The 25750-nt window shown below is 61.1% G+C and carries 23 protein-coding genes, 1 tRNA gene and 2 pseudogenes; 13 read left to right on the top strand and 13 right to left on the bottom strand.

Annotated elements, in window-relative coordinates; genetic code table 11:
- Positions 1-3 precede the first annotated feature (3 nt).
- Positions 4-255 carry a helix-turn-helix domain-containing protein gene (locus AC07VF_RS17340; RefSeq protein WP_495008971.1) on the top strand — a complete coding sequence of 84 codons (252 nt, stop codon included), beginning with the start codon at positions 4-6 and terminating at the stop codon, positions 253-255.
- Between the two features lie 5 nt (positions 256-260).
- Positions 261-1463, top strand: coding sequence for a type II toxin-antitoxin system HipA family toxin (locus AC07VF_RS17345; RefSeq protein ID WP_495009068.1), 1203 nt, complete (start codon positions 261-263; stop codon positions 1461-1463).
- Between the two features lie 3 nt (positions 1464-1466).
- On the opposite strand, the gene AC07VF_RS17350 is transcribed toward AC07VF_RS17345, so the two are convergent.
- Positions 1467-1730 (bottom strand): hypothetical protein, encoded by a 264-nt coding sequence (locus AC07VF_RS17350; RefSeq protein WP_495008972.1) that lies wholly within the window; start codon positions 1728-1730, stop codon positions 1467-1469.
- 3 nt (positions 1731-1733) lie between these two features.
- Here AC07VF_RS17350 and AC07VF_RS17355 point away from each other — a divergent pair, with 3 nt between their 5' ends.
- From AC07VF_RS17355 to AC07VF_RS17395, 9 genes are all read left to right on the top strand, one after another.
- On the top strand, positions 1734-3806 hold the full coding sequence (locus AC07VF_RS17355; protein ID WP_495008973.1) for an LTA synthase family protein: 2073 nt from the start codon (positions 1734-1736) through the stop codon (positions 3804-3806).
- 168 nt (positions 3807-3974) lie between these two features.
- Positions 3975-4211: a hypothetical protein gene (locus AC07VF_RS17360; protein WP_192175035.1), complete on the top strand. Its 237-nt coding sequence runs from the start codon at positions 3975-3977 to the stop codon at positions 4209-4211.
- A gap of 249 nt (positions 4212-4460) precedes the next feature.
- The gene (locus AC07VF_RS17365; protein WP_192175034.1) at positions 4461-4799 is read left to right on the top strand and encodes a ribonuclease E inhibitor RraB; all 339 of its coding nucleotides are present in this window, start codon (positions 4461-4463) and stop codon (positions 4797-4799) included.
- A gap of 459 nt (positions 4800-5258) precedes the next feature.
- The gene (locus tag AC07VF_RS17370) at positions 5259-6668 is read left to right on the top strand and encodes a circularly permuted type 2 ATP-grasp protein (RefSeq protein ID WP_074891898.1); all 1410 of its coding nucleotides are present in this window, start codon (positions 5259-5261) and stop codon (positions 6666-6668) included.
- A 12-nt stretch (positions 6669-6680) separates the two neighbouring features.
- Entirely contained in the window at positions 6681-7640 is a 960-nt protein-coding gene (locus tag AC07VF_RS17375; protein WP_065989404.1) for an alpha-E domain-containing protein, read from the top strand.
- The gene (locus tag AC07VF_RS17380; RefSeq protein WP_192175033.1) at positions 7637-8491 is read left to right on the top strand and encodes a transglutaminase family protein; all 855 of its coding nucleotides are present in this window, start codon (positions 7637-7639) and stop codon (positions 8489-8491) included. The genes AC07VF_RS17375 and AC07VF_RS17380 overlap by 4 nt, the downstream gene beginning before the upstream one ends.
- An 805-nt stretch (positions 8492-9296) precedes the next feature.
- Positions 9297-10502, top strand: coding sequence for an acetyl-CoA C-acetyltransferase (locus tag AC07VF_RS17385; protein ID WP_495008974.1), 1206 nt, complete (start codon positions 9297-9299; stop codon positions 10500-10502).
- A 67-nt stretch (positions 10503-10569) separates the two neighbouring features.
- Positions 10570-12711 carry a 3-hydroxyacyl-CoA dehydrogenase NAD-binding domain-containing protein gene (locus AC07VF_RS17390; RefSeq protein WP_346628299.1) on the top strand — a complete coding sequence of 714 codons (2142 nt, stop codon included), beginning with the start codon at positions 10570-10572 and terminating at the stop codon, positions 12709-12711.
- A gap of 149 nt (positions 12712-12860) precedes the next feature.
- Positions 12861-13583 carry an amidotransferase gene (locus AC07VF_RS17395; protein ID WP_495008975.1) on the top strand — a complete coding sequence of 241 codons (723 nt, stop codon included), beginning with the start codon at positions 12861-12863 and terminating at the stop codon, positions 13581-13583.
- 289 nt (positions 13584-13872) lie between these two features.
- On the opposite strand, the gene AC07VF_RS17400 is transcribed toward AC07VF_RS17395, so the two are convergent.
- The 10 genes from AC07VF_RS17400 to AC07VF_RS17445 all read right to left on the bottom strand — a co-directional run bounded on the left by AC07VF_RS17400 (position 13873) and on the right by AC07VF_RS17445 (position 21930).
- Entirely contained in the window at positions 13873-14844 is a 972-nt protein-coding gene (locus AC07VF_RS17400; RefSeq protein WP_192175029.1) for a magnesium and cobalt transport protein CorA, read from the bottom strand.
- A 92-nt stretch (positions 14845-14936) separates the two neighbouring features.
- Positions 14937-15692: a lysophospholipid acyltransferase family protein gene (locus tag AC07VF_RS17405; RefSeq protein WP_495008976.1), complete on the bottom strand. Its 756-nt coding sequence runs from the start codon at positions 15690-15692 to the stop codon at positions 14937-14939.
- 152 nt (positions 15693-15844) lie between these two features.
- Positions 15845-16534 (bottom strand): crotonase/enoyl-CoA hydratase family protein, encoded by a 690-nt coding sequence (locus AC07VF_RS17410; RefSeq protein ID WP_346628296.1) that lies wholly within the window; start codon positions 16532-16534, stop codon positions 15845-15847.
- Between the two features lie 139 nt (positions 16535-16673).
- Positions 16674-16967: a DUF6388 family protein gene (locus AC07VF_RS17415; RefSeq protein ID WP_122537871.1), complete on the bottom strand. Its 294-nt coding sequence runs from the start codon at positions 16965-16967 to the stop codon at positions 16674-16676.
- Between the two features lie 193 nt (positions 16968-17160).
- Complete coding sequence (locus AC07VF_RS17420) at positions 17161-18663, bottom strand: purine-cytosine permease family protein (RefSeq protein WP_495008977.1); 1503 nt, start codon at positions 18661-18663, stop codon at positions 17161-17163.
- A 185-nt stretch (positions 18664-18848) separates the two neighbouring features.
- Positions 18849-19247, bottom strand: a complete 399-nt coding sequence (locus tag AC07VF_RS17425; protein WP_495008978.1) for a YybH family protein — start codon at positions 19245-19247, stop codon at positions 18849-18851.
- Between the two features lie 211 nt (positions 19248-19458).
- Entirely contained in the window at positions 19459-19893 is a 435-nt protein-coding gene (locus tag AC07VF_RS17430; protein WP_495008979.1) for a DUF4124 domain-containing protein, read from the bottom strand.
- A gap of 67 nt (positions 19894-19960) precedes the next feature.
- A complete protein-coding gene (locus tag AC07VF_RS17435) occupies positions 19961-20455 on the bottom strand; it encodes a helix-turn-helix domain-containing protein (RefSeq protein ID WP_192175023.1) in 495 nt (164 codons plus the stop codon).
- 471 nt (positions 20456-20926) lie between these two features.
- Positions 20927-21016 (bottom strand) — tRNA-Ser (locus AC07VF_RS17440).
- Between the two features lie 164 nt (positions 21017-21180).
- Positions 21181-21930: a 3-oxoacyl-ACP reductase family protein gene (locus AC07VF_RS17445; protein ID WP_495008980.1), complete on the bottom strand. Its 750-nt coding sequence runs from the start codon at positions 21928-21930 to the stop codon at positions 21181-21183.
- A gap of 119 nt (positions 21931-22049) precedes the next feature.
- On the opposite strand from AC07VF_RS17445, the pseudogene AC07VF_RS17450 reads away from it, so the two are divergent.
- Both AC07VF_RS17450 and AC07VF_RS17455 read left to right on the top strand, forming a co-directional pair.
- A pseudogene (locus tag AC07VF_RS17450) lies at positions 22050-22949 on the top strand (LysR family transcriptional regulator).
- 272 nt (positions 22950-23221) lie between these two features.
- Positions 23222-23785 (top strand): isochorismatase family protein, encoded by a 564-nt coding sequence (locus AC07VF_RS17455; RefSeq protein ID WP_192175021.1) that lies wholly within the window; start codon positions 23222-23224, stop codon positions 23783-23785.
- Positions 23786-23791: 6 nt separating this feature from the next.
- On the opposite strand, the gene AC07VF_RS17460 is transcribed toward AC07VF_RS17455, so the two are convergent.
- Together AC07VF_RS17460 and AC07VF_RS17465 are read right to left on the bottom strand one after the other, a co-directional pair.
- On the bottom strand, positions 23792-24544 hold the full coding sequence (locus AC07VF_RS17460; protein WP_442969493.1) for a methyl-accepting chemotaxis protein: 753 nt from the start codon (positions 24542-24544) through the stop codon (positions 23792-23794).
- A gap of 105 nt (positions 24545-24649) precedes the next feature.
- Positions 24650-25729: pseudogene (locus tag AC07VF_RS17465) on the bottom strand (sensor histidine kinase); the annotation flags it as partial.
- Positions 25730-25750: the final 21 nt, after the last annotated feature.

Here is a 25750-nt window from a genome sequence, read left to right on the forward strand (position 1 = left end):
CAAATGGACGCGACGTTATTGCTCGAGCGCTTGGGCAGCCAGATCGAAGAGATGCGCAAATCCCGCGGCCTTACTCAAGTGCAGCTGGCCTACCAGTCGGGCATGACACGGCAAAAGCTTTCAGAAGTCGAAAAAGGCAGCCCGACCGTGGCGGTAAATTTCTACGCAAAGGTGCTGGCCGCGTTGAATGCCGAAATAAAAGTCGTTTCCGCCCGACGCCCGACGTTTGAAGAGCTGCGCGAGGTGTTCCAGTGAAACCGCTGGATCGTGTACGCATTTTTACCCCGGAGGGTGAGAGTGGTGAGCTGTCGGCGTCTGAGTCCGGCGACTACCTGTTTCGCTATGGCCTGGACGCCAGCCCGGCGTCGCAGATCAGCCTGACCATGGGCGTTCGCGATGCGGCTTACGTCTCGCGCAGCCTGCATCCCGTCTTCCAGATGAACCTGCCCGAAGGCTTCGTGCTGGAGCAGTTGCGCAATCGCCTCGCCAAAACCACGCCCGTCAACCCCATGCTGCTCATGGCATTGACCGGTAGCGGTTCGCCCGTCGGCCGCGTCGCCGTGGCGTCTCCGATGATCGACGACTTGCTGGGTGGGGCGGGCCCCGTTGCAGGCAAAAGCCTGGGGCAGATACTCAGTTGGGACGGGACGCAGGATCTGTTTGCCGAACTGGTCGATCAATACATTTTGCGCACGGGGATTTCAGGCGTTCAGCCCAAGGTCATCGTGCCCGATTCGGACTTCGTTACGGACCCTAAAGCCACACTGTTGATGCCCGAATTGATCGTCAAGTCGGGGAGGGCGGACTTCCCCGGGCTGGCCGTCAACGAATACGTGTGCATGGACGCGGCGCGCAGAGCCGGCATGCCGGTACCTGAATTTTATCTGTCGGATAACCGTCAGCTGTTCGTCATGCGTCGCTTTGATCGGGACGCTGACCAGCGTGCCATCGGCTTCGAGGACATGGCCGTGCTGATGGGCCTGGGCACGGAGCAGAAATACGACTCCAGCTACGAAAACATCGCCAAGGCCATTCGCTTGTTCTGCGCGCCTGAGCACGTGCGTGATTCGCTGGATCGGTTCTTCGACATCGTCGCGCTCAGTTGCATGGTCGGCAACGGCGATGCCCATTTGAAGAACTTCGGGGTGCTGTATCGCGACCCGCTGGGGGCGGACGCTCAATTGGCGCCCGCCTACGACATCGTCAACACCACCGCGTACATCAAGGACGACGCGCTCGCCCTGCGCCTGGATGGCTCGAAGAGCCTGTTCGGCTCGAGGCTCGGCATCCTGACCCTCGCGTCGACCTGCGACATCCGCAAACCGAACGTGCGCATCGAACGGCTGATCGCAGCGGTGCAGGCGTCGCTGCAGGAAAACGCCTCGCTCAACGCCCACGCACCCCCTGTTTTCGACGCGATCGAACACGCCGTCGAGCGGTATGCCCAGACATTCAAGGTGTGAGCGCTATTCAAGGCTTTGTAAGAAAATATGATTGGCGTCGTTAATGAACGGAATTTTCACCGTTTCTTCGGGAAGATTCGCGCCGTTCCAAGGCTGCCCACTGATTGAGATAAATGTTTGAGCCGATCCGTCATGAAGAATGCGCGGGATCGGTGGTAAACCGCGAGGGTTCACGTAATATTTGGCCCCCGCAGCCCGGACCGGCATTTCGATGTGGTCGGGCGCACCGCTTTTTGAACCTAAACCTGAATCCAACGGATCCCACAACACATGGCCAAAACGGACGCCCCGGCGCGCGCGCCGCAACCTACCGTCAAATCGCACCTGGCCTATACGCTCCTGAGCGGCCTGGTGCTGATGGTCCTGTACACCCTTTTGCGCGTTGCGCTGCTGGTCTATAACCGCGAAGGCATCGGCGCGACGCCGGCTTCGACGTTTGTCGAGGCGTTCGGCAATGGCCTGCGATTCGATCTGCGTCTGGTCGTGTACATCCTGATTCCCCTTCTGCTGTCCCTGTTCAGCGCGCGCCTGATGGCGGCCCGTGGGGTGTTTCGCTTCTGGCTGACGCTGGTTGCGAGCCTGACCGCGTTCTTCGGCCTGATGGAGATGGACTTCTACCGTGAATTCCACCAGCGCCTGAACGGCCTGGTTTTCCAGTACGTCAAAGAAGACCCGAAAACCGTTCTGAGCATGATCTGGTACGGCTACCCGGTGGTTCGTTATCTGTTGGCGTGGGCACTGGTGACCTGGCTGCTGAGCCTGGTCTTCAAAGGCGTCGATCGCGTGACCCGTCCCCGTGGCGGGTTCAACGTCGCCAGCGCCGACAACCGTGTGGTCGCGCCGTTGTACAAACGCGCCGTGGTCTTCCTGCTGTGTCTGGTGGTGGCCGTCATCGCCGCTCGCGGCACCTTGCGCCAGGGCCCGCCGCTGCGCTGGGGCGATGCCTACACCACGGACTCCAACTTCGCCAACACCCTTGGCCTGAACGGCACGCTGACGCTGATCGCGGCGGCGAAGAGCCGGATGTCCGAGGACCGCGACAACATCTGGAAAGCGACCCTGCCTGTGGCTGAAGCCCAGCAGACGGTCCGCGACATGCTGCTGACCGCCAACGACAAGCTGATCGATCCTGAGAAAGCCGCTGTCCGTCGTGATTTCACACCGCCGGCGGCCAACACGCTGCCGATCAAGAATGTCGTTGTGATCCTGATGGAAAGCTTCGCCGGCCATTCGGTGGGTGCGCTGGGTGACGAATCGAACATCACGCCTTACTTCGACAAACTGTCCCAGGAAGGTCTGCTGTTTGATCGCTTCTTCTCCAACGGTACGCACACCCATCAGGGCATGTTCGCCACTATGGCGTGCTTCCCGAACCTGCCGGGCTTTGAATACCTGATGCAGACACCGGAAGGCAGCCACAAGCTGTCGGGTCTGCCGCAGCTGCTCAGCGCGCGCAAGTACGACGACGTGTACGTCTACAACGGTGACTTCGCCTGGGACAACCAGTCAGGCTTCTTCAGCAACCAGGGCATGACCAACTTCATTGGCCGCAACGACTTCGTCAACCCGGTGTTCTCGGACCCGACCTGGGGCGTGTCCGATCAGGACATGTTCGACCGTGGCGCCGAGGAGCTGAAAGCCCGCGAGGCCAAAGGCAAGCCGTTCTATGCCTTGCTGCAAACCCTGTCCAACCACACGCCGTACGCACTGCCGGCCAATCTGCCGGTCGAGCGCGTCACCGGGCATGGCACGCTGGATGAACACCTCACCGCCATGCGTTATTCGGACTGGGCGCTGGGTCAGTTCTTCGAGAAGGCCAAGAAAGAGCCGTACTACAAGGACACGCTGTTTGTGGTCGTCGGTGACCACGGCTTCGGCAACAACGAGCAGATCACCGAGATGGACCTGGGCCGCTTCAACGTGCCGATGCTGATGATCGCCCCGGGCCTGCAGGACAAGTTCGGCAAGCGCAGCAGCATCGTCGGTACGCAGATTGACATCGTGCCGACCATCATGGGCCGCCTGGGTGGCGACACCGTGCACCAGTGCTGGGGCCGCGACCTGCTCAATTTGCCGGCGGGAGACGAGGGCTTTGGCGTAATCAAGCCATCGGGCAGCGAGCAGACCGTGGCGCTGGTCACCGGCAACCGGATCCTGATCGAACCCAAGGAAATGGAGCCGAAGGTCTACAGCTACGAGTTGGGCACCAAGCCCCATGCCGAGCTGATGCCGGATGCGCCGGACGTCGCCGAGTTGCGCAAGAAGCTCGACAGCTTCCTGCAGACCGCGACCAAGAGCCTGCTGGACAACACGGCAGGGGTCAAAGACGCCAAGCCACAATGACCGCAGCCTGATGAAAACGCCCCGAGACCGGGGCGTTTTTTTTGCCTGCGAATCCATGGCTTCAGGCTGCCAACGTCAGCTGTGCGCTGACGATTCGGGTTGAACGTCGTTGCGCTGCAAGGGTCAAGATCATCAGGCCGTTGTCAGGCCTTTACTGAGGAGACATTGATGAAAGTGTGGACTATTTCGTTTCTGGACAAAGACGGTGTGCAGCAAACCCTCGATCTTGAATCCGATCACCGTCCCAGTGAAGAAGAGGCTGCGCAGCAACTCCGTCCGATCCTGTTTCCGGTCGCCAGTGATCTTGATCTGAACGACCTCGACGGTCGCACTGCCGAGCCCACCGTGAAGACACTCAAAGAGCAGAACGCGGTACAGATCATCTCCATCATCGAGGCTTCGTAAGAAGCCTGTATTTCCCGCCATCCTGCCAATTGGCAACGCACTGGCAATGGGCGTACTCTGCGAGCGAGGTCGGTGATGCATCTACCCGAGTCCGCTCGCGTACGTATGCCCGTTTTGTAAAACGCACCGGCCTTGTCAGCGACATGCTTGAGTCCCGGGCGGCAGATGACCTGCCGCTACACGCCTCGCCATCGAGGGGTGTTTCGGGATAGTTGAAACTCTATCTATCGTTGCATAGGAGGACGTTTCATGAGCACAGCCTATCAAGAAGACATCAGCAGCCATGTTCTGCGCTGCATGAAAGAAGGCGGTTTCGACTTCGCACGCATTCACCCCATCGAGTTCTATGCCACCTTTCCGGATGAGGACCGGGCGCGTCAGGCTGCGGAAAAATTTCGTGGCGAGTCAGTGAATGTCCAGCTCAATGCACTGGAAGACGGTGCTTGGCACCTGGAACTGAGCAAGTTGATGTACGCAACCTACGACGGGATAGGCGACTTCGAGCAGGATTTCCAGACGGCGATTTTCGGTCTGGACGGAGAGGTTGAAGGCTGGGGCGTCAAACAGGAGCTCAAGCGCCTTCATTGAGCGGGTTTGATCAACAGCGATGCGCCGAAGCGAGGCGCCGATCGTTGAAAATTGTCTCCCGCCTTCACGACCAAGTGTGGAGCGGGAGATGCACCGAGCTGAATCACAGGCAAAAAAAAGCCGCTCTCTTGGGAGCGGCGGAAAGGGAATATCGGGTGGCGTTGCCAATAAGGTTTTGAGCCAATCGCCTTGTGTGATCCGGCGGGTTGGTCTGCGGTATGGGGCGATTATGCTCAGCCCCTGAATCGCACGGAAATGAACTGTCGCTATGCCAGCGATAGATTTTCAGAGTGAACGACGCTTCGCCATGAAGCGTTGGTGAACGGGTTAGGGCGCATCGTGCACAGGAACGGTGCGGACGCTCCGGCTGTTTAATTCAACCCATTGATATTAAAGCGTTTATGCCGATGGCACGGGCCTTGCGAAGGCTCTGGTGTCCATGGTGACAAGGAGTACGGCATGATCCGCACCTTTTATGACGAGATGTACGATGCGGGCGGCATAGTTCGTCCGCATTATCGGGAATTCGCCCGCTGGTTGGGTGAAGCGCCGCCTGAGTTGCTCGCTCAGCGTCGGCGTGAGGCCGATTTATTGTTTCATCGCGCCGGGATCACATTCACGCTGTACGGCGACGAGCAGGGCACCGAGCGGCTGATCCCCTTCGACACCATTCCGCGGAGCATTCCGGCCAGCGAATGGCGGGTGGTGGAGCGCGGCTGCATTCAGCGCGTCAAGGCGCTGAACATGTTTCTCGCTGACCTCTATCACGATCAGCGCATCATCAAGGCCGGGATCATTCCTGCCGAACAGGTCCTTGCCAACGAGCAATACCAGTTGGCGATGCAGGGCCTGAATCTGCATCGCGACCTGTATTCGCACATCTCCGGCGTCGACCTGGTGCGTGACGGCGACGGCACGTATTACGTGCTCGAAGACAACCTGCGCACGCCAAGCGGCGTGAGCTACATGCTCGAAGACCGCAAGATGATGATGCGGCTGTTCCCCGAACTGTTTGCCGCGCAACGCATTGCGCCGATCGATCACTACCCGAACCTGTTGCTGGACACCCTGAAGAGCTCTAGCCCGCTGGATAACCCCAGCGTCGTCGTGCTGACCCCCGGGCGCTTCAACAGCGCGTTTTTCGAGCACGCGTTTCTGGCCCGGGAAATGGGTGTCGAGCTGGTGGAAGGCGCTGACCTGTTCGTGCGCGATGACCGCGTGTTCATGCGCACCACCGACGGCCCGAAAGCGGTCGACGTGATTTACCGCCGGCTCGACGACGCGTTTCTCGATCCGCTGGCGTTCAATCCGGATTCGATGCTCGGCGTGCCGGGCCTGCTGGCGGCGTACCGGTCGGGCAATGTGGTGCTGGCCAATGCCATTGGCACCGGCGTGGCGGACGACAAGTCGGTCTACCCCTTCGTCACCGACATGATCCGTTTTTACCTCGACGAAGAACCGATCCTCAAAAACGTGCCGACCTGGCAGTGCCGCAAGCCCGAAGAGCTGTCCCACGTGCTCGCCAATCTGGGCGATCTGGTGGTCAAGGAAACCCAGGGCTCCGGCGGTTACGGCATGCTCGTGGGCCCCGCAGCCACCGCCGCCGAAATCGAGTCGTTCCGGGCGCGGCTCAAAGCCAAGCCCCACGCGTATATCGCGCAACCGACCTTGTGTCTGTCGACCTGTCCGACCTTCGTCGAGAACGGCATCGCCCCGCGCCACATCGACCTCCGCCCGTTCGTCCTGGCTGGCCGCGAAACCCGTGTAGTGCCCGGTGGTCTCACGCGTGTTGCCCTGCGCGAAGGCTCGCTGGTGGTGAACTCGTCGCAGGGTGGCGGAACCAAGGACACCTGGGTGGTCGAGGATTAAGGATGCCTGCCAATGCTAAGTAGAACTGCCTCGGATTTATATTGGATGTCGCGGTACCTGGAGCGCGCCGAGAACCTCGCGCGGATGCTCGACGTCAGTTACTCGCTGTCGCTGATGCCCCAGGACGGACGCGGGGATGGCCTCAATGAAATCGCCATGCCCCTGCTGATCACCGGAACCCTGGACGATTACCTGGAGCGCCACGGCGACCTGCATGCCGAGCGCTTGCTGCACTTTTTCGCGCTGGACGCCGAGAACCCTGCGAGCATCTTCAGTTGCCTGGGCGCGGCGCGGGCCAGTGCCCATGCGGTGCGTGGGCGCATTACTGCGGACATGTGGGAAAACATCAACGCCACGTATCTTGAAATTCGCGGCATCGCCGAGCAGGGTTTGAGCCGCTACGGCATGAGCCGTTTCTGTGAGTGGGTCAAGGAGCGTTCGCACCTGTTCCGCGGCGCGACTTACGGCACCATCATGCGCAACGACGCGTTCCGTTTTATTCGTCTGGGGACGTTCATCGAGCGCGCCGACAACACCCTGCGCATGCTCGATGCGCGCTATGAAATGCTCGAATTGCGCGGCCCGTCCGCCAACGCGGCGGCAGACAGTTCCGCCGCTGGCTACTATCAATGGAGTGCGCTGTTGCGCGCATTGTCGTCCTTCGAGGCGTACACAGAGGTTTATCGCGATGCACCGGGTGCCCGTCAGGTCGCCGAATTGCTGCTGTTGCGTGCGGACATTCCGCGCTCATTGCGCGCGTGCCTTGAGGAGCTGGACATCATTCTCGCCAGTCTGCCGGGGGCCAATGGCCGTCCCGCCCAGCGTCTGGCCGCCGAGCTGGACGCTCGCCTGCGCTACACCGGCATCGACGAGATCCTCGATGAAGGCCTGCATGAGTGGTTGAACGAATTCATTCCACTTCTGGCCCAACTGGGAAGCGTCATTCACACTTCTTACCTGGAGGCTGCATGAGACTCTCAATTAGCCACGAGACCACCTATCACTACGACGATCAGGTCCGCGCCAGCATCCAGTATTTGCGTCTGACCCCCCACGACAGCGAGCGCCAGCAGGTGTTGAGCTGGCAGTTGGCATTGCCGCGCCCGGTGCGTGCGCAGATCGATCCGTTCGGCAATATTCTCCACGTGCTGACCCTGGACGAACCCCACGAAGCCATCGTCATCGGTGCGCGCGGCCAGGTCGAGATCGACGAGAAGCGCGAGGCGGAACACGAGACTCAGTCGTCGCTGCCGTTTCTGCGCTTCACCCGCCTGACCGAGGCTGACGAAGCGATTCGCGCCTTTGCCATCGCGCAGACCCACAAGCGCACCGACCGCACCGCGCTGATCGATATGATGCACGCGCTCAACGAGCACATCACCTATACGCCAGGCTCGACCGCCGTCGATACCAGCGCCGCCCAAGCGTTCGCCAGCCGTGTTGGCGTCTGTCAGGATCACACCCACGCGTTTCTGGCCTGCGCCCGCAGTCTCGGGGTGCCGGCGCGCTATGTGTCGGGTTATCTCTACAGTGACAGCAGCGAACACCTGTCCAGCCATGCGTGGGCAGAAGCGTGGATTGACGACGCGTGGTACAGCTTTGACGTGACCAATCAGTTGGCGATCCCGGAACGGCATCTGAAGCTGGCGGTTGGCCTGGATTACCTGGACGCCTGCCCGGTGCGCGGCATGCGCCGTGGCGGTGGTTGCGAGCAGATGCACGCCAAGGTGGTCGTGTCGCCCTCATCGCCGATTGCTGTTCCGGCCGCTGCGAAGAAAAAGCCCGTCCCGGCGCCGATGATTCAGGTGCAACGCCAGGGTTGATCAGTCCCTAGCGGTCGGGCGTTCAGCTCGGCCGCCTTCCCACCCCTTGCGCGCTATTCAGTGCGCTAGGCAGCCACTCCCCCCGCCACAGAAAAAGCCGACACTCCGCAACACAACGACCTGATACCCATACGACCGCCGCTCACCTTGTATGAGACAGGGAATCAGGTGACGCCGTCTCAGGATGCTGCACGTGCCGAGCGCGGGCTGCTCAGCCAAACAACCGAGTCATGTTCGGCAAGATCAGCAGCAGCGTAGTGGCGAAAACGATAAGTCCGGCCTGACGTATTTTCGAGCGCTTGAACTTGAACTTGAACATGGTAAATGCCTTTTCTTGTTATTCCTGAGCGACAGAAACCCATGGGCTTTGGCCGAGACCAAGACGGGGGTTGGCAAAGGTGAGGCAAAAGAGCAGGTGCCCCGATCAGCAGATCGTGGACGGCGGGCGCTGGGTGAATCGATTTTGTTATGGCGCCACTGCTACTGACTTAACCTTAGAGCCCGCGTGCTGTGCGGTTTAGATCATTGAGGATTATCCAGTCCAATTCTTATAACTTCGTTAGGATTGGCGAATAGCCATCGCTCAGATATTCGCCTGCTAGACACCTGCGACCAAAACTGCCTGCTTTCAATAGCCCGCTACCGTTCGTCCGAGTCCGAAACTTCTCACAACCAGCTACCCTGTCAATCGATCCGGCGAAAGAGCGCGCTCTGTGATATCGCTTGTGATAGACAGTGCTCCCATGACAGTTCGACTATCGGCCGGACATATAAGAAGACAGATCATCGGTTTAGCGAGGACAGCATGACCGAAGCGTTTATTTACGATGCCTTGCGCACGCCGCGGGGCAGGGGCAAGCCGGATGGCGCGTTGTACAGCGTCAAACCGGTGGATCTGGTGGCAGGGCTGTTGAAAGAACTGCAAGTGCGCAATCACCTCGACACCCACCACGTCGATGACATTGTGCTGGGCTGCGTTACGCCCATCGGCGATCAGGGGGCCGACATCGCCAAAACCGCAGCGCTGGTCGCCGATTGGGCCGTCAGCGTGGCCGGGGTTCAGATCAACCGGTTCTGCGCATCGGGGCTTGAAGCGGTGAATCTGGGAGCGATGAAGCTCCGTTCCGGGTTCGAGGATCTGGTGGTGGTCGGCGGGGTCGAGTCGATGTCGCGCGTGCCGATGGGCAGTGACGGCGGCGCCTGGGTACTTGATCCGCACACCAACCTGCACACCCACTTCACGCCTCAGGGGATCGGCGCCGATCTGATCGCCACCCTCGAAGGCTTCAGCCGCGATGACGTGGACCTGTTCGCCGTGCAATCCCAGCACAAGGCGGCGCTGGCCCGGGAGCGGGGTGCGTTTCGCCGTTCGCTGGTGCCGGTCAGGGACCAGATCGGCCTGCTTTTGCTCGACCATGACGAGTTCATCCGCCCCGACACCACACTGGAGGCGCTGGGCAACCTGCGCCCGAGTTTCGAGGCCATCGGCAAAATGGGCTATGACGCCACGGCGCTGCGGGTCTACAGCCATGTCGAACGCATCGAGCATGTGCACACGCCGGGCAACAGCTCCGGCATCGTTGATGGCGCCGCGTTGATGCTGCTCGGCACCGCGCAAAAAGGTCAGGCGCTGGGCCTGCGGCCTCGGGCGCGCATCGTGGTCACGGCGGTGACCAGCACCGATCCGACCATCATGCTCACAGGACCCGCGCCCGCCACGCGCAAAGCCCTGGCGCGGGCGGGGCTGACCATTGATGACATCGACCTGTTCGAGGTCAACGAAGCCTTCGCCTCGGTGGTGCTCAAGTTCATCAAGGACATGGGTGTCGACCCCGACAAGGTCAACGTCAACGGCGGCTCGATTGCCCTCGGCCACCCGCTGGGCGCCACGGGTTGCATCATTCTCGGCACGCTGCTCGACGAGCTGGAAGCCCGGCAGTTGCGTTACGGCCTGGCGACGCTGTGCGTCGGCGGCGGGATGGGCATCGCGACGATCATCGAGCGGGTATGAACGTGGAGCACGATAACCGCTACGCCGACCGCCTTTACCCGATAACCGTTTCAGGAAGAACGACCGCATGAGCGATGCCATCCGCTACGAAACCGGCACGGATCAGATCGTTACGCTGACCCTCGACATGCCCGGCCAGCAAGCCAATACCATGAACGCGGCGTATCGCCAGGCCATGGCCGAGACGCTCGAGCGCCTGCAGGCGGACAAAGAGGCCATCGCCGGTGTGATCATCCGCTCGGCGAAGAAGACCTTCTTTGCCGGCGGCGACCTCAATGAGCTGAGTCAGGTCGACGCCACCCGCGCCGCCGCCTTCTACCAGATGACCATGGACCTCAAGGCCCAGCTTCGCGCGCTGGAAACATTCGGCAAACCGGTGGTGGCCGCCATCGAGGGTTCTGCATTGGGCGGCGGGCTGGAGCTGTGCCTGGCCTGTCACCATCGCATCGCAATCAACGGTGGCCACGTGAGACTGGGCCTGCCGGAGGTCACCCTCGGTTTGCTTCCGGGAGGGGGCGGCACCGTGCGGCTGGTGCGCATGTTGGGGCTGGAGAAAGCGCTGCCGTTGCTGATGGAAGGCCGGACCATGGGCGTCGAGCACGCCTTGAAAACAGGTTTGATTGATCAACTGGCCAGCGATGCCGATGACCTGATGGCCAAGGCGCGTGAATGGATTCTGGCCAATCCGGCGCCGATCAAAGCGTGGGATCAACCGGGGTTTGAATTGCCCGGCGGCACGCCTGCGCACCCGAAAGTGGCGCAGATGCTGGCCATCGCGCCGTCGATGTTGCGCAGCAAAACCTGGGGCTGCTATCCGGCGCCGGAGAAGATCCTGGCCGCAGCCGTGGAAGGCGCCCAGGTGGATTTCCACACGGCAGAAAAAATCGAGGCGCGTTACTTCACCGAGCTCGCCACGGGACTTGTCGCGAAGAACATGATCGGCAGCTGGTTTCAGCTCAACCGGGTCAAGGCGGCAGAGGCGCGGCCCAAGGCGCCGCCGGTGTTCAACATGCGCAAGGTCGGCATCCTCGGGGCCGGGCTGATGGGCAGCGGCATTGCCTATGTCACGGCGGTGGCGGGCGTCAGCGTGGTCCTCAAGGACATCAATCTGGCCGCGGCACAGAAGGGCAAGGATTACTCGGCGCGACTGCTGAACAAGCAGCTTGCCAGAGGCCGCATCACCGAGGCTCAGCGCGATGCCGTGCTGGGCCGTATCAAGCCGACAGGCCGCGACAGCGACCTTGAAGGCTGCGACCTGATCATCGAGGCGGTGTTCGAGAACCGCGAGTTGAAAGCTCAGGTCAGCGCCGCCGCCGAGCAAGTGGTCGTGCCCAATGCGGTAATTGCGTCCAATACCTCGACGCTGCCAATCACAGGCCTTGCCAGCGCCATCAGCCGGCAGGAGCGTTTCATTGGTCTGCATTTCTTCAGCCCGGTGGAGAAGATGCGCCTGGTGGAAATCATCAAGGGCGCACGCACCAACGACATGACCCTGGCGCGGGCCTTCGACTTCGTTCGCCAGATCGGCAAGACCGCGATTCTGGTCAATGACACGCGCGGCTTCTTCACCTCGCGGGTGTTCGCCACCTACGCCGACGAAGGCATTGCCATGCTCGGCGAGGGCGTCAGTGCGCCGATGATAGAGACCGAGGCGCGCAAGGCCGGGATGCCCGTGGGGCCGCTGGCAGTGTCCGATGAAGTGTCGTTGCGGCTGATGAGCCAGATTCGCCAGCAAACGCGCAAGGACCTGGCAGAACAGGGCGTCGAGCTTGCCGGGCATCCGGCCGACGCGCTGATCGAGCAGCTGTTGCATGAATTCGATCGCGCAGGGAAAACCTCCGGCGGCGGTTTTTACGACTACCCCGACGGCGGGCCCAAGCACTTGTGGCCGGAGTTGAAAACCCGGTTCGAGAAGCCCGACGCACAGATCAGCGGCCAGGATATTCGCGACCGCCTGCTGTTCATTCAGGCCCTTGAAACCGTGCGTTGCATGGAGGAGGGTGTGCTGCGATCGACGGCGGACGCCAACGTGGGTTCGATGCTTGGCATCGGCTTTCCGGCCTGGACTGGCGGGGCGTTGCAATTCGTCAATCAATACGGACTGAAGCCGTTTATCACCCGCGCCCGGGCCTTGGCCGAGCGCTATGGCGAACGTTTTCAGCCGCCTGCGTTGCTATTGGAGAAAGCGGAGGAGGGGACGCTGTTCTAGCGCCGGCTCCCGGTTGTGGCGGATGTAGTGCCGCGACAGCCGGGGTTCAGTTGAAGACCGCGCGCGGCCACAACTGGGCCTTGCCTTGCCCCGGCCTTCAAGGCAGGCTTGAGCCCACGCATTTTCGCTTTGTCGCTTCAGGAATTTTTATGTCGTTACGCATCTGCATTCTGGAAACCGACGTACTTCGCCCGGAGCTGGTCGATCAATACCAGGGTTACGGGCGGATGTTCGAAAAACTCTTTGCTCAACAGCCGGTGCCTGCGGAGTTCGTCGTCTACAACGTCATGCAGGGCGATTACCCGCCGGATGACGAGCAATTCGACGCCTATCTGATCACCGGCTCCAAGGCCGATTCCTTCGGCACCGATCCATGGATCGAAACCCTCAAGACGTATCTGCTCGAACGCTACAAGCGCGGCGACAAATTGCTGGGCGTGTGTTTCGGCCATCAATTGCTGGCGCTGCTGCTGGGCGGCAAGACCGAGCGCGCATCCCAAGGCTGGGGCGTCGGCATTCATCACTACAACCTCTCACCGACCCAGCCATGGATGACGCCGGCGCTGGACAAACTCACGCTGCTGATCAGCCATCAGGATCAGGTCACGGCGTTGCCCGAAGGCGCAACGGTCATTGCCACCAGTGAGTTCTGCCCATTCGCCGCGTATCACATCAACGATCAGGTGCTGTGCTTCCAGGGTCATCCGGAATTCATCCACGACTACTCGCGCACCTTGCTCGACATCCGTCAGGACGCGCTGGGTGAGCAGGTCTACGGGAAGGGCATCGCCAGCCTGGAAGAAGACCATCACGGCAAGGCGGTGGCGGAATGGATGATGCGGTTTGTGGCGAACAAGCGTCCGGTGAGCTAAAGCGCTGTTTTGCCGGGTTATGTGATCATTGTAGGACCGGCTTCAGCCGGGAAGGCGTCAGTCGCCACGCTGCAAAATGGATGGCGCTCACACCGGCCTCTTCCCGGCTAAAGCCGGTCCTACTGACAGCAAGTATTCCACCTGTGGGACCGGCTTCAGCCGGGAAGGCGTCAGTTGCCACGCTGCAAAATTGAGGGTGCTCACACCGGCCACTTCCCGGCTAAAGCCGGTCCTACAGTCGTAGGTGTATTCAAAGCCGGTGACACAGTCGTAAGCACATTCAAAAACCTCAAAGCCAACCCGACCGCTTGAAGCTCGCGAACAAAATCCCGCACCCGCCGACGATCACGCCCAACACCATGTAATACCCGTAATGCCAGGTCAGCTCCGGCATGTTCTGGAAATTCATGCCGTAGATCCCGGCGATGGCGGTGGGGAAGGCCAGAATCGCGGCCCAGGCGGCAAATTTGCGCTGGGTCAGGCTCTGCCGCGAGGACTCCAGCAGCAGGCTGATTTCGATGGTCTGGCTGGCGATGTCGCGCAGGTTGGAGAGGTCTTCCATCTGCCGTTTGACGTGGATCTCCACGTCGCGGAAGTACGGCCGCATGTTCTTGTCGATGAAGGGAAAGCTCAGCTTCTGCAACTCCTCGCCAATCTCCACCATCGGCGCCACGTAACGGCGCAGGCGCAGCAGGTCACGACGCAGGGCGTGGATGCGGTGGATGTCGGCTTCGTTGAGGTCCTTGCGCAGCACGTTGTGCTCAAGCTCTTCCAGCTCGCAGTGAATCGATTCGGTGACCGGCTGATAGTTCTCGGTGACGAAATCCAGCAGCGCATACAGGACGAAGTCTTCCCCGTGCTCCAGCAGCAATGGCCGAGCCTCGCAGCGCTGACGCACCACCCCGTAGGACTTCGAATCGCCGTTGCGCGAGGTGATGACGTAGCCCTTGCCCGCGAAGATGTGGGTTTCGATGAAGATCAGCTTGCCGTTCTCGCGGATCGGCGCGTAGGTCACGATGAACAGCGCGTCGCCGAAGGTCTCCAGTTTCGGCCGGCTGTGGACTTCCAGCGCGTCTTCGATGGCCAGTTCGTGCAGATTGAACTGCCGCTGCAGCGTGGTCAGTTGTTCGAGGTCTGGCTGCTCAAGGCCGATCCAGACGAAATGCCCGGGTTTCGCCGCCCAGGCCGCGCCTTCGTCGAGGGAGATGTTGGTGACTTTCTTTCCGGCACTGTAAACGGCAGCGGCAACCACTCGACCCATAATGTCTGCTTCTTCTTTTAGGAAAAACTGACGCGCAGCTTAGCGCGCTCCCTGATCAGAGTCGGCGGATTTAAACGAGTTCGCAGGTTTTTTCAGTGCTGTTCAGCGTCTGTTCGGATGGCAGCAGCGGACCCGCGGACCTGCGCGTCCATGCTGGCGATGCAGATCTGCATCTTGCCGTGACAGAGCCCGATGAGCTGCGGAATGTCTTCGCTGGTCAGGCCCGCTGTCGGGATCGCGGGCAGCGTGCGGATGATCACCTCGCCACTGTTCCATCGATTCAAATCCATGCTGCGCACGTAGGTGCTTACGCACACGGGCACGATGGGCACGCCGGCCTCGATCGCCATTTGAAATGCGCCGCGTTTGAACGGCAGTAATTCCGCGCCTTCGTTGCGTGTGCCTTCGGGGAACACCCAGATTGAAGTGTCTTTGTGCTGCAGGGTTTCGGTGGTCTGGAGAATGGCGCGGCGTGCCCGCTGCGGGTTGCCGCGATCGATCAGCACGTTGCCCGCCAGCCAGAACAGCTGGCCAAAGAACGGCACCCACTTGAGGCTCTTCTTGCCGATGCAGACCGTGCGCGGCGGCACGATGTTGCCGAGGACAAACAGATCGTAATTGGACTGGTGATTACAGATGATCACGCAAGGCCTGGCGTGCTCGAACTGCGGGCTGAGCTGCGCATTCAGGCGCAGCCCGAGAATCCCCATGGCGGGGAGGGCGTAGAGGCGAGCACACAGGCGGCTGTTGTCAGGGTTGAACGGGCGGCACAAGCCAAGCAAAAGCCCCAGCGCGCCAGCGACAAGAAAGTGCAGGCCCATCAACAACATACGCAATACGAACAGCATGCAAAAACCACCCGGTAGGCGAAAAGCCGCGCAGTGTACGGATGTGCACTGGAATCGGCAATCGGCCACGGGCCGGGCGGAGGGTCAGGAATTTAACGGGATGTTTCGAGGGGATGCGCTGCAGGGGAATGCAGCGCGTTGTCGGTGATGCCTCAGAGCGGGATCTGACGATCCAGCTCGATCGCCCGGTCGAGGGTCTCGAGGAATTCCTTGCGCACTTTCAACTTGGTCTGCTTGTGGGCGCGCATGTTGATCTTCTTCATCTGCAGCGCGACGGTACGCGCGGCTTCGGTGAGTTCTTCCGGAGCGACCACTTTGTCGAAGAAGCCGGCTTGCAGCGCGCCCTTGGGGTCGAACATCTCGCCGCAGATCACCGAGCGGCCGAAGGCACTTTTGCGCAGGCGGTCACGGGCCAGTTCGATGCCGGCGTGGTGCATGGTCATGCCGATTTGCACCTCGTTCAGACCAATGCTGAACGGACCTTCAACGCCGATGCGGTAATCCGCCGACAGCAGCAGGAAGGCACCTTTCGCGACAGCATGGCCGCCGCACGCGACCACGATGGGGAACGGGAACGACAGCATGCGCCGCGCCAGCGTGGAGCCTTCGGCGACCAGGGCCATGGCGGCTTCCGGCGACGAGGTCATGATTTTCAGATCGTACCCGCCCGAGAGAATCCCCGGCTGGCCGGTGATGATCACCACGGCGCGGTCCTGCTCGGCGCGGTCGAGTGCGGCATTGAACGCGGCGACCACCTCGTTGCTGATGGCGTTGACCTTGCCGTTGGCCAGGGTCAGCGTCGCAACGCCGTCATCCAGTTGATAGGCGACCAAATCACTCATGGAGCGAGTCCTTTTTTGTTTTGAAGTGGCGCAGACGTTACCCACCCGGCAGGGCAAGGTAAAGCGCAAAGGATGACTGGCAAGTCAGGGGGCGGGTCGCCAGGCCTGGCGACCCTGAGATCAAGCGGAGAGCGCGCGGTTAAACCTCGACTTCGTTCAGTTCGCAGTACTCTTCCCAGTCCATGTCGAGTGCCTCGGCCGCTTCCTTGTGTGCAGCAAGGCGCAACTCCTTCAACTGCTCGGGGGTTTCGGCAATGAAAGTCAGCGCCAGCTCCCAGGTCGGGATCCCCAGATTTTCGGCTTCGTCTTCGAAGGCCCAGAGGGTCTGCTGTTGCTGCTCTTTCGGGCTCAAATCCTGGATCTCAGCCTGCAACATCGGATTGGTCACGATGTACTTCGCCAAGGCAGCTTCGGTCCAGTCGTTTGCGTTCATGCGGGGGTGATCTCCTGTGGGTCGAGCTGACGTGTTGCTGTGGGTGGGATGCTGAGGTGAGGGGCGATTGTGCGTGATGTAAATCACTGGCGCCAGCGGCACACGCCCCGTCGGTCGGGGTAGCCCCGTGTGCAGGCCGCCGAACAAAAAGGGCCCGCTTTGCAGCGAGCCCTCGGTCAACGGCGTCGGAATATCAATCGATCGCCATCGGCTTCTTCACGTTCCGGTGTGCGTTATCGCCCAGCAGCGGGTGAGGGCCGTGGGGGCCATACACCCCAACCGGTTCCGGAAAGGTGCGCAGCAAGGTGATGTACAGCAGCGCAGCCAGGCCAAGGGTGATCGGCAGGCTGATGTCGATGCCGCCCGCCAGATTGCCCAGTGGACCGACAAACTGCCCTGGCAAGTTGACGAAGCACAGGCCCACCGCCGCGCTCGGAAGCCACGCGCCCAGGCCGCGCCAGTTCCAGCCGTGTTCGAACCAGTAATGGCCGCCGCTCTGGCCCCGCGTGAACACTTGCAGGTCCGCCGGGTGATAGAAGCCACGGCGAACGATCAGGCCGAGCACCATGATGACGATCCACGGCGAGGTGCAGGTGACGATCAGCACCGCGAAGGTCGAGACGCTTTGCACCAGATTGAACGCGAAACGGCCGATGAAGATGAAAGCGATGGCCGCGATGCCGATCAGAATCGTTGCCTGAGCACGATTGAGCAGGCGCGGAAACATGCTCGACATGTCCAGCCCGGTGCCATAGAGCGACGTCGTGCCGGTCGACATCCCGCCGATGATCGCGATCAGGCACACCGGCAGAAAGAACCAGCTGGGCGAGACTGCCAGCAGGCCGCCGACGTAGTTGTTGTCGGTGATGTACTGCGGCGCCAGGGTGGCCACGATGGTCGCCGTGCAGAGCCCGAACAGAAACGGAATCAGCGTGCAGATCTGTGCCAGAAACACTGACGCCATGATGCGTTTTTTCGATGTCTGGCGTGGGATGTAGCGCGACCAGTCACCGAGAAATGCGCCGAACGACACCGGATTGCTCATCGCCAGAAGCGCCGCTCCGATGAACGCCGCCCAGAAGCCCTCGCTGCCACGATTGACCGTGCCGGCGAAGCCCACATCGAAGCTGCCACCAAACGCAAAGAGGCCGAGCAGGAACAACAGGCTTGAAGCGAACACCGCGATCTTGTTGACCCACAGCATGAAGCGGAAACCGTAGATGCACACCACCAGCACCAGCACGGCGAAAACGCCGTAGGCCAACGCCAGGGTGAAGTCGTTTTCCGGCAGGCCGACCATGCGTTTGGCGCCGCCGATCAACGCATCGCCCGAGCTCCAGACCGACAGCGAGAAGAACGCCACCGCCGTGAGCAGTGACAGAAACGAGCCGACGATGCGCCCGTGAACGCCAAAGTGCGCGCCGGAAGAAACCGCATTGTTGGTGCCGTTGAGGGCGCCGAACAGACCCATTGGCGCCAGGATGATCGACCCGAGCACGACCCCCAGCAGGATTGACCAGACGCCGGCCTGGAACGACAGGCCGAACAGCACCGGAAAGCTGCCGAGCACGGCGGTGGCGAAGGTGTTGGCGCCGCCAAAGGTCAGACGAAACAAGTCGAGGGGCGCAGCGTCGCGCTGATGGTCAGGGATCTGTTCGACCCCGAAGGTTTCGATCGTGGTGGTGGGGTGAGCCATGGGATGTTCCTGCGCGCTGTCGTGTTGTTATAAGCCCGGCGCACAAGCGCTGGCCCGTTGTCTCGACCGGTGAACCCGATCGTGGCATTGGCAGTGGTCGGCATTGCGACCATGAATCAGGTCAAGCAGTGGTTGTGCGGGCGGCAGTCTCTCAGGGCCACTCGCCATTTGATGGCACGTCCGGGCTAGCCCGTTTTCACCGACAGGTGTTCGTGGCAGGCCAGCCAGCGCGCGCAATATTGCCGAAAGACAATGGTTTCGCGCTCGCTGAAATGGCTTTCTTCATCGCCGAAGCGGACGTGGGTGTCGACGTCGTGCATGAAAATCGCCACATCACCCTGGACGCTGATGTGCACGTTGCGCGATTGGCAACCAAGCACCGCAAAGCCGTCTGCCTGCCAGCCCGCCCACACATCGCGGTAAGCGGCGCGGGACAGCAGGGGGGCGGGGAGGGTGTGAAAGAGGAAGGTGGCGTCTTCGGCGAATGCGGCGAAGTAGGTCTCGGTGTCGTTGCGGGCGAACGCGTCGATCAGCGCTTGTGCGGCGTGTTGAACGGCGTCGTGGCGGGTGTCGGTGGAGGTCATGGCCGGCTCGTTTTTGTGATTCTGGCGATGGGGCCCGACTGTAAGCAGCTCTCACGGGGCGTCACATCGGCGCCGGTAAAAACTTAGTTCAGAAAATTGAGAAGTAATGGTGAGCGGCAAGCCTTAAGCGACAAGCGACAAGCGACAAGCGACAAGCGACAAGCGACAAGCGACAAGCGACAAGCTGCAAGTGGTGAGCAGCGGTGCGCAGTCAGTTTCCCGAGGATTTCATCAGTCCGCTTTTGACGGGCTGACGAACACGGCCGCCGGAAGGATCGAAGCAGGCGCTTTCATAGCGAGGGGCGACGTACGTCGAGGGCAGGCCAGGGGGAGGCGGGCGAATGCTTTGCAGGCGATCGGCGATTTCCCGCTCGTTGGTGATGATCAGCTTTCTGCGCCGGCTGACCTGCAAAATCTCGGTAGCGTTCTTGTTCAGGCGATAGGGGAAGTCGGTCTCCTCCCATTCGCTGGAAAGTCGAGACGGAGGCGGGCGCAGAGCTGTGGATTCGCCCACGTAGGTCGGGCAAGGGCTTTGGGCGAAACTGATCGCGCCGTTGGCGGCGACGCACTTGAATACGTCGGCGTGCGTCACGTCGCACAAGAGCAACGTGATGACCGCTGCGGACAATGCTGGAAATCTGATCATCGAAACCTCCCTGGATGGCGCAAGGCTACCATCCGGGAGGTGCGGTTGTCAGTGACCCTGATCGGGATCAGTGGGTTTCGTGGGCGGCTTTCTGGACTTTCGCCAACGCCAGGGCCGCGAACATGTCAGCGTCGCCCTGCAACACCTTCAGGTGATCTTCGACATGATCGGCGCTCGAGCGCGGCGCTTCGGAGTCAACCAGTCGGGTCACTTCGCACAACGCATTCGCCGTGATCCACAGGCTCTGGCGCAATTGGCTGATGATTTTCACCATGCTTTCCGAGCTGTCGAGATCGGCTTCACTCTCCGACTCCTCATGGGTCTGCATCGTCGAAAACGAGGGCAATTCAACGCGGGCCGAGGCCTCTACTCCCGTGACGACGCGGGTAATGTCCACGCCGGCGGCGGCGATCTTGAACAGATAATCCGCCCTGGGCAGTCGCTGCCCGCTTTCGTAATGCCCCTGAGCGTTGGCTTCCACGCCACCGATGGCGCCCAGTGCGCTTTGTGTCAATTTCAGACGTTTTCTTTCTTGGCGCAAACGTTTACCGATGCCATTCATCACCTTCTCCTGCGAATTCGCACCCTGCGTGTGTCTCTCGCGGGTGCGCAATGGGGGCCGGAATACGGACTGTTTTTTTTGGGTGTAGCGCTAGTCGTGTACGGGAATTGAATTCATTCACACAGTACGACGGGTAGACCTTAGCTGCTCAGACACCCAAATGGCGATTTTTCCGACGCTTTGCGTGGAAAAATCAACGCGGGACGATTCTAGTTAGTCCGGTGGGTGGGGTCACGTGGTCGTTTGCTGGGTGGGGTGGCGCGGGGCAAGAGCAGACACATCACTGGTCTACCAGTCGATGCAGGAACTGGGGGGGCGAGCTTGCTCGCGAAGAGAAGTTTTGGCCGGAGAAGATCTGGCGGTCGACATGCCGTCTTCGTGAGCAAGCTCACTCCCACATAGACGAAATGTGTCGAGAGACACAAACAAAAATCCCCGCACGCCATAAGCGCTGCGGGGATCTTTTTAATGTGGCGGTGAAGGAGAGATTCGAACTCTCGATACAATTTCTTGTATACACACTTTCCAGGCGTGCTCCTTAAGCCACTCGGACACTTCACCGTATCTCTTCAGACGTTCAGTCTGTCGAGGCGCGCTAATGTAGTCGAAAGCTTTGGCGAAGGCAAAACTTTTTTTCAGAATTTTCATGCGGTTAAGCAAAAAGCGCGAAGCCCCGACTCCTTGCCATGGCCCGGGGCTTTGCGTTGATGGCGAGAGCGCCGGGATCAGGCGCCGAAGCCGCCGTCGATGGTCAGGCTGGCGCCGGTGACGTAGCCCGCTTCGGGGCCGGCGAGGTAGGCGACCATAGCGGCGATTTCTTCGGATTTACCGTAGCGCGGGACGGCCATCAGGCCCATCAGTGTTTCAGCGAAGTCGCTGTCCGCCGGGTTCATGTCGGTGTCGACCGGGCCGGGCTGGACGTTGTTGATGGTGATGCCGCGCGGGCCGAGGTCGCGGGCCAGGCCTTTGGTCAGGCCGACCAGCGCCGACTTGCTCATGGCGTAGACGCCGCCACCGGCGAAGGGCATGCGGTCGGCGTTGGTGCTGCCGATGTTGATGATGCGACCGCCTTCTTTCATGTGTCGCGCCGCTTCCTGACTGGCGATGAACACGCTGCGTACGTTGATGGCCAGGGTTCGGTCGAAATCTTCGAGGGTGAACGCTTCGAGCGGCGCAATGGCCAGCACACCGGCGTTGTTGACGAGGATGTCGAGGCCGCCGAACGTTCCAACGGTCTTGGCGACGGCGCTGCGGATGTCTTCGGCGTTGGCGCTGTCGGCCTTGATGGCCAGGGCTTTGCCGCCGGCTGCGATGATGCTGTCCTGCAACTCCTGCGCCTTGGCTTCCGAGCTGACGAAGGTGAAGGCCACTGCTGCGCCTTGTTCGACCAGCCGTTTGACGATCGCAGCGCCGATGCCGCGTGAGCCGCCTTGGACCAGTGCTGTTTTGCCGATCAAATTGGTGGGATGCGTCATGTCGATCTCCGATGAATGTGAGGAGTGGGTGGATGGACACAAGTATCTGTCGACGATTACCCGCGCGGTAGCCGGTAATCAAGATAGTCTGTGTAAACCGGAAGTTGTGAGTGAGTGCGATGGAGAACTTCAACAGCATCGAATGCTTCGTGCGCAGTGCCGAGGTCGGCAGCTTTGCCGAGGCGGCGCGCCGCCTGAGCCTGACGCCTGCCGCCGTGGGCAAGAGTGTCGCCAAGCTTGAGGCGAAGCTGGGCGTGAGACTGTTCCAGCGCAGCACGCGCAAGTTGACGCTCACAGAAGCGGGCCATCGGTTTCTCGGCGAAGTCAGCGCCAGCCTCAACACCATCCAGAGCGCTGTCGCCAACCTGGCCAGCGCCGAGGGCAGTCCCGCCGGCACGTTGAAAGTCAGCGTCGGCACTGTATTCGGATGCCTGTATGTAGTGCCGCTGCTGACCGATTTTCTGCAGCGCTACCCGGCTATCACCCCGGACTGGCATTTCGATAACCGGCAAGTGGATTTGATCGGGCAGGGCTTCGACGCCGCCATCGGCGGTGGCTTCGATCTGCCCCAGGGCGTTGTCGCGCGCAAACTGGCGCCCGCTCACCGCGTGCTGGTGGCGTCTCCGGAATGGCTGCACGCCCACGACGGCATCACACACCCGGACGATTTGCACCACTGCGACGGCATTCTGATCCGTTCGCCGCAAACCGGGCGGATTCGGTCCTGGCCGTTGAGCCATCGCAGTCATTAGCAAAGCCCGTTGCGCATGAGGGTGCGCATGACCCTGAGTGATTCCGAGGCTGCCTGCCGCGCGGCGAGTCAGGGTTTGGGCGTCGCGCTGGTGAGCATGCCGTTTGCCCTGCCGTACCTGCGCAGCGGTGCGCTGCAACGGGTGCTCCCGGAGTGGTATGTCGAGGACGGAAACATTTCCATCTATTACAGTGGGCACAAGCTACTGCCGGGCAAGACCCGTGCATTCGTCGACTTCATCATCGAGCAGTTCGCCGAACAGCAATAGGCGCGGCATTTCAGTGCCGTTTAATTAGGCTAACAATAGCTGCTGACGCAGCCCCTGTAGGAGTGAGCTTGCTCGCGATTGCGGTCAGTGAGCGACAAAATATCTGTAGGTGCGCGCTTGCCCGCGAAGAGGTTCTTTCAGCAGACATTGATGTTGCTGAAAAAATGGAATCGCGAGAAAGCTCACTTCTACAGAGAGTGCGGTCACAGTGAATTCAGCGTCAAACGATCAGCAAAGCGGGGTACGCCCCTCCAGTCATGAAAGGAAGAGCAGTGGACATCCAACCGAAAGCCGCGCTGGTCCTCATCGACATGCAGCAGGGCATCAACCACCCCAAGCTGGGGCGACGCAACAACCCTGACGCCGAGCAGCGGATGCTGGAACTGCTGAGCGCCTGGCGCGACAGCGGGCGCACGGTGATTCATGTGCGGCATTTCTCCCGCTCACCGGAGTCGGTGTTCTGGCCGCAGCAATCAGGTGTCGAGTTTCAACCGGCGTTTATGCCGTGGGACGACGAAGGCGAGCTGCACAAACAGGTGCCCGATGCGTTCTGCCATTCGGCGCTGGAAGGTTGGTTGCGTGCGGACGGGATCAATCAGGTGGTGATTGTCGGCGTGGTGACCAACAACTCCGTGGAGTCGACCGCGCGCACCGGCGGCAATCTCGGTTTTGAGGTCATCGTGCCCCATGACGCCTGCTTCACCTTCGACGGCGCGGACTTCTTCGGTCAGCCACGCACTGCCGAGGACATCCACGCCATGTCGCTGGCCAACCTGCACGGTGAGTACGCGCAGGTGGTGGCGACCGAGGCTATTCTGCGCGCCTGCGCACCGTGACCGTGTTCAGAGACGGAAGCGCGCCATCTGCGCCCCAAGGTGTTCGGCCTGTTCCGACAGCTTCAGGCAATCTTCCCGACAGGCTTTGACATCGCTGACCGTTGACTGCGCCAGGTCGGCAATGCCTTGCACGTTGCGGTTGATCTCTTCCGTCACGGTGCTTTGTTCCTCGGTGGCGGCGGCGACCTGCTGGTTGCGATCGGTGAGTTCTTCGACATGGCCGGCAATCGCATCCAGCGAATTACCGGTGCGACGGCTGGCTTCGACGCCGGTGCCGGTCGCGGCTTGTCCGGCGCGCATCGAGGTGACAGCCTGGTCGGCGCCGCTCTTGAGCTCGCCCATCATTTGCTGGATCTCCGAGGTGGCGCTCTGGGTACGGCCGGCGAGGGTGCGAACTTCATCGGCGACCACCGCGAAGCCCCGGCCCATCTCGCCGGCACGGGCCGCTTCAATGGCCGCGTTCAGCGCCAGCAGGTTGGTCTGCTCGGAGATGCTGCGAATGACACTGAGCACCTGATCGATGGTGGAAATCTGCGTCGCCAGGGTTTCCACCGCGCCAGCCGCCGTGCCGACGCCGTCGGACATGCTCTGAATATGCCCGAGGGATTCACCCACCACCTTTTTCGCGGACATCGCTTCCTGATGGGTACTACGCGAGACGTCGGCAGCGGCGCCCGCATTTCGCGCGATTTCCTGCACGGTCAGGCCCATTTCATGAACGGCGGTGGCGACCATGTCAGTCATCTGCTGTTGCTGCATCGCACGGGTGGACGTGCTGTCGACCACGCGGGTGACGTCCACCACGCTGTGGCGCAATTGCTCGCTGGTCCTGAGCGCATCGCCGATCAGCAAACGCAGGCTTTCGATGAATCGATTGAAGCCACGGGCCAGATCGCCCAGCTCGTTCGCACGGCTGTCATCCAGACGTCGGGTCAGGTCGCCCTGGCCGCCGCCGATGTCCACCAGCGCCGTCGTCACCTGCTGGATCGGACGGACAATGCCGCGGGCAATCCAGGCGACGAAGCCGAGGAAGCACAACACCACCGCCAGACTGATCGCCGAAATGGTCCTCAACGCATCCTTGGCCGGGCCATAGACTTCGGCCAGTGGCACCTCGCTCACCAGCGTCCACCCCAGCGAGGCGACGGGTTTGGCGACCGCCACGTAGGCCTCGCCATTGCGTTCGAATTCCAGCGCCTGACCGTTTCCGTTGCCTGCCAGCAGGTTGCGCGCTGCAGCGTCGCCCACCAATTGGGTGAGGGATTGGCGATCGTTCAGCTCGGCGTTCGGGTGGACCTTGACCTGTCCGTCCTGGCTGACCAGATACACCTGGCCGTGCTCGCCGAAGTGGAAGTCACGGACCATCTGCGACAGCGCGCTCATGCTGAAACCCAGTCCGGCCACGCCGACCACGGTGCCGTTGTGCTCGATGCGCTGATTAATGAACAGCGTCGGCACCTTGGTCGTGGCATCAATATCGATCTCCAGCGAGCGCTGCTTGTTGCTGTCGAGAAACCCGTAGAACCAGCCGTTCTCCGCCGGGCCGCGCTGGAGGGTGCGATCGGCGCCTTTGTTGGTGATGTAGTGGCCGCTGTCCTTGGCGACGATGAAGGTCGTCAGCGCGTTGTGCTGTTGCTGCACCTTCGCCAGATAACGAATGAATGCAGGCTGCTGGGCGGCATCCTCGCCGTTGGCGAGCCATTCGGAAACCAGCGTGTTGTCACCGATGTCGCTGGCTGCCGTCAGGGGAGCCGCCAGTAACCGTTCGAGATCGTTGCGGATCGCGTCGACGCTGGCTGGCATCGCCTGCTGCAGCAGGTAGCGGTCGGTCAGTTTGTTCAACGCGAAGGCGTAGATGGCGATCACGATCAGGCTGCTGATCACCAGCGCGGCCCCCATGCTCAGTGTCAGCTGCCACTGAATACTCTTTCGCCAGACAGGCATAGAAAACTCCGCAAAACCAAA

This window comes from Pseudomonas sp. GW821-FHT02H06 (genome assembly GCF_059421525.1).

Coding starts and splice junctions, on each gene's coding strand:
- AC07VF_RS17355 (WP_495008973.1), top strand. CDS start 1,734: ATGGCCAAAACGGACGCCCCGGCGCGCGCGCCGCAACCTACCGTCAAA.
- AC07VF_RS17385 (WP_495008974.1), top strand. CDS start 9,297: ATGACCGAAGCGTTTATTTACGATGCCTTGCGCACGCCGCGGGGCAGG.
- AC07VF_RS17420 (WP_495008977.1), bottom strand. CDS start 18,663: ATGGCTCACCCCACCACCACGATCGAAACCTTCGGGGTCGAACAGATC.
- AC07VF_RS17460 (WP_442969493.1), bottom strand. CDS start 24,544: ATGCAGCAACAGCAGATGACTGACATGGTCGCCACCGCCGTTCATGAA.
- AC07VF_RS17340 (WP_495008971.1), top strand. CDS start 4: ATGGACGCGACGTTATTGCTCGAGCGCTTGGGCAGCCAGATCGAAGAG.
- AC07VF_RS17400 (WP_192175029.1), bottom strand. CDS start 14,844: ATGGGTCGAGTGGTTGCCGCTGCCGTTTACAGTGCCGGAAAGAAAGTC.
- AC07VF_RS17395 (WP_495008975.1), top strand. CDS start 12,861: ATGTCGTTACGCATCTGCATTCTGGAAACCGACGTACTTCGCCCGGAG.
- AC07VF_RS17390 (WP_346628299.1), top strand. CDS start 10,570: ATGAGCGATGCCATCCGCTACGAAACCGGCACGGATCAGATCGTTACG.
- AC07VF_RS17425 (WP_495008978.1), bottom strand. CDS start 19,247: ATGACCTCCACCGACACCCGCCACGACGCCGTTCAACACGCCGCACAA.
- AC07VF_RS17445 (WP_495008980.1), bottom strand. CDS start 21,930: ATGACGCATCCCACCAATTTGATCGGCAAAACAGCACTGGTCCAAGGC.
- AC07VF_RS17405 (WP_495008976.1), bottom strand. CDS start 15,692: ATGCTGTTCGTATTGCGTATGTTGTTGATGGGCCTGCACTTTCTTGTC.
- AC07VF_RS17375 (WP_065989404.1), top strand. CDS start 6,681: ATGCTAAGTAGAACTGCCTCGGATTTATATTGGATGTCGCGGTACCTG.
- AC07VF_RS17365 (WP_192175034.1), top strand. CDS start 4,461: ATGAGCACAGCCTATCAAGAAGACATCAGCAGCCATGTTCTGCGCTGC.
- AC07VF_RS17410 (WP_346628296.1), bottom strand. CDS start 16,534: ATGAGTGATTTGGTCGCCTATCAACTGGATGACGGCGTTGCGACGCTG.
- AC07VF_RS17360 (WP_192175035.1), top strand. CDS start 3,975: ATGAAAGTGTGGACTATTTCGTTTCTGGACAAAGACGGTGTGCAGCAA.
- AC07VF_RS17415 (WP_122537871.1), bottom strand. CDS start 16,967: ATGAACGCAAACGACTGGACCGAAGCTGCCTTGGCGAAGTACATCGTG.
- AC07VF_RS17430 (WP_495008979.1), bottom strand. CDS start 19,893: ATGATCAGATTTCCAGCATTGTCCGCAGCGGTCATCACGTTGCTCTTG.
- AC07VF_RS17370 (WP_074891898.1), top strand. CDS start 5,259: ATGATCCGCACCTTTTATGACGAGATGTACGATGCGGGCGGCATAGTT.
- AC07VF_RS17380 (WP_192175033.1), top strand. CDS start 7,637: ATGAGACTCTCAATTAGCCACGAGACCACCTATCACTACGACGATCAG.
- AC07VF_RS17435 (WP_192175023.1), bottom strand. CDS start 20,455: ATGAATGGCATCGGTAAACGTTTGCGCCAAGAAAGAAAACGTCTGAAA.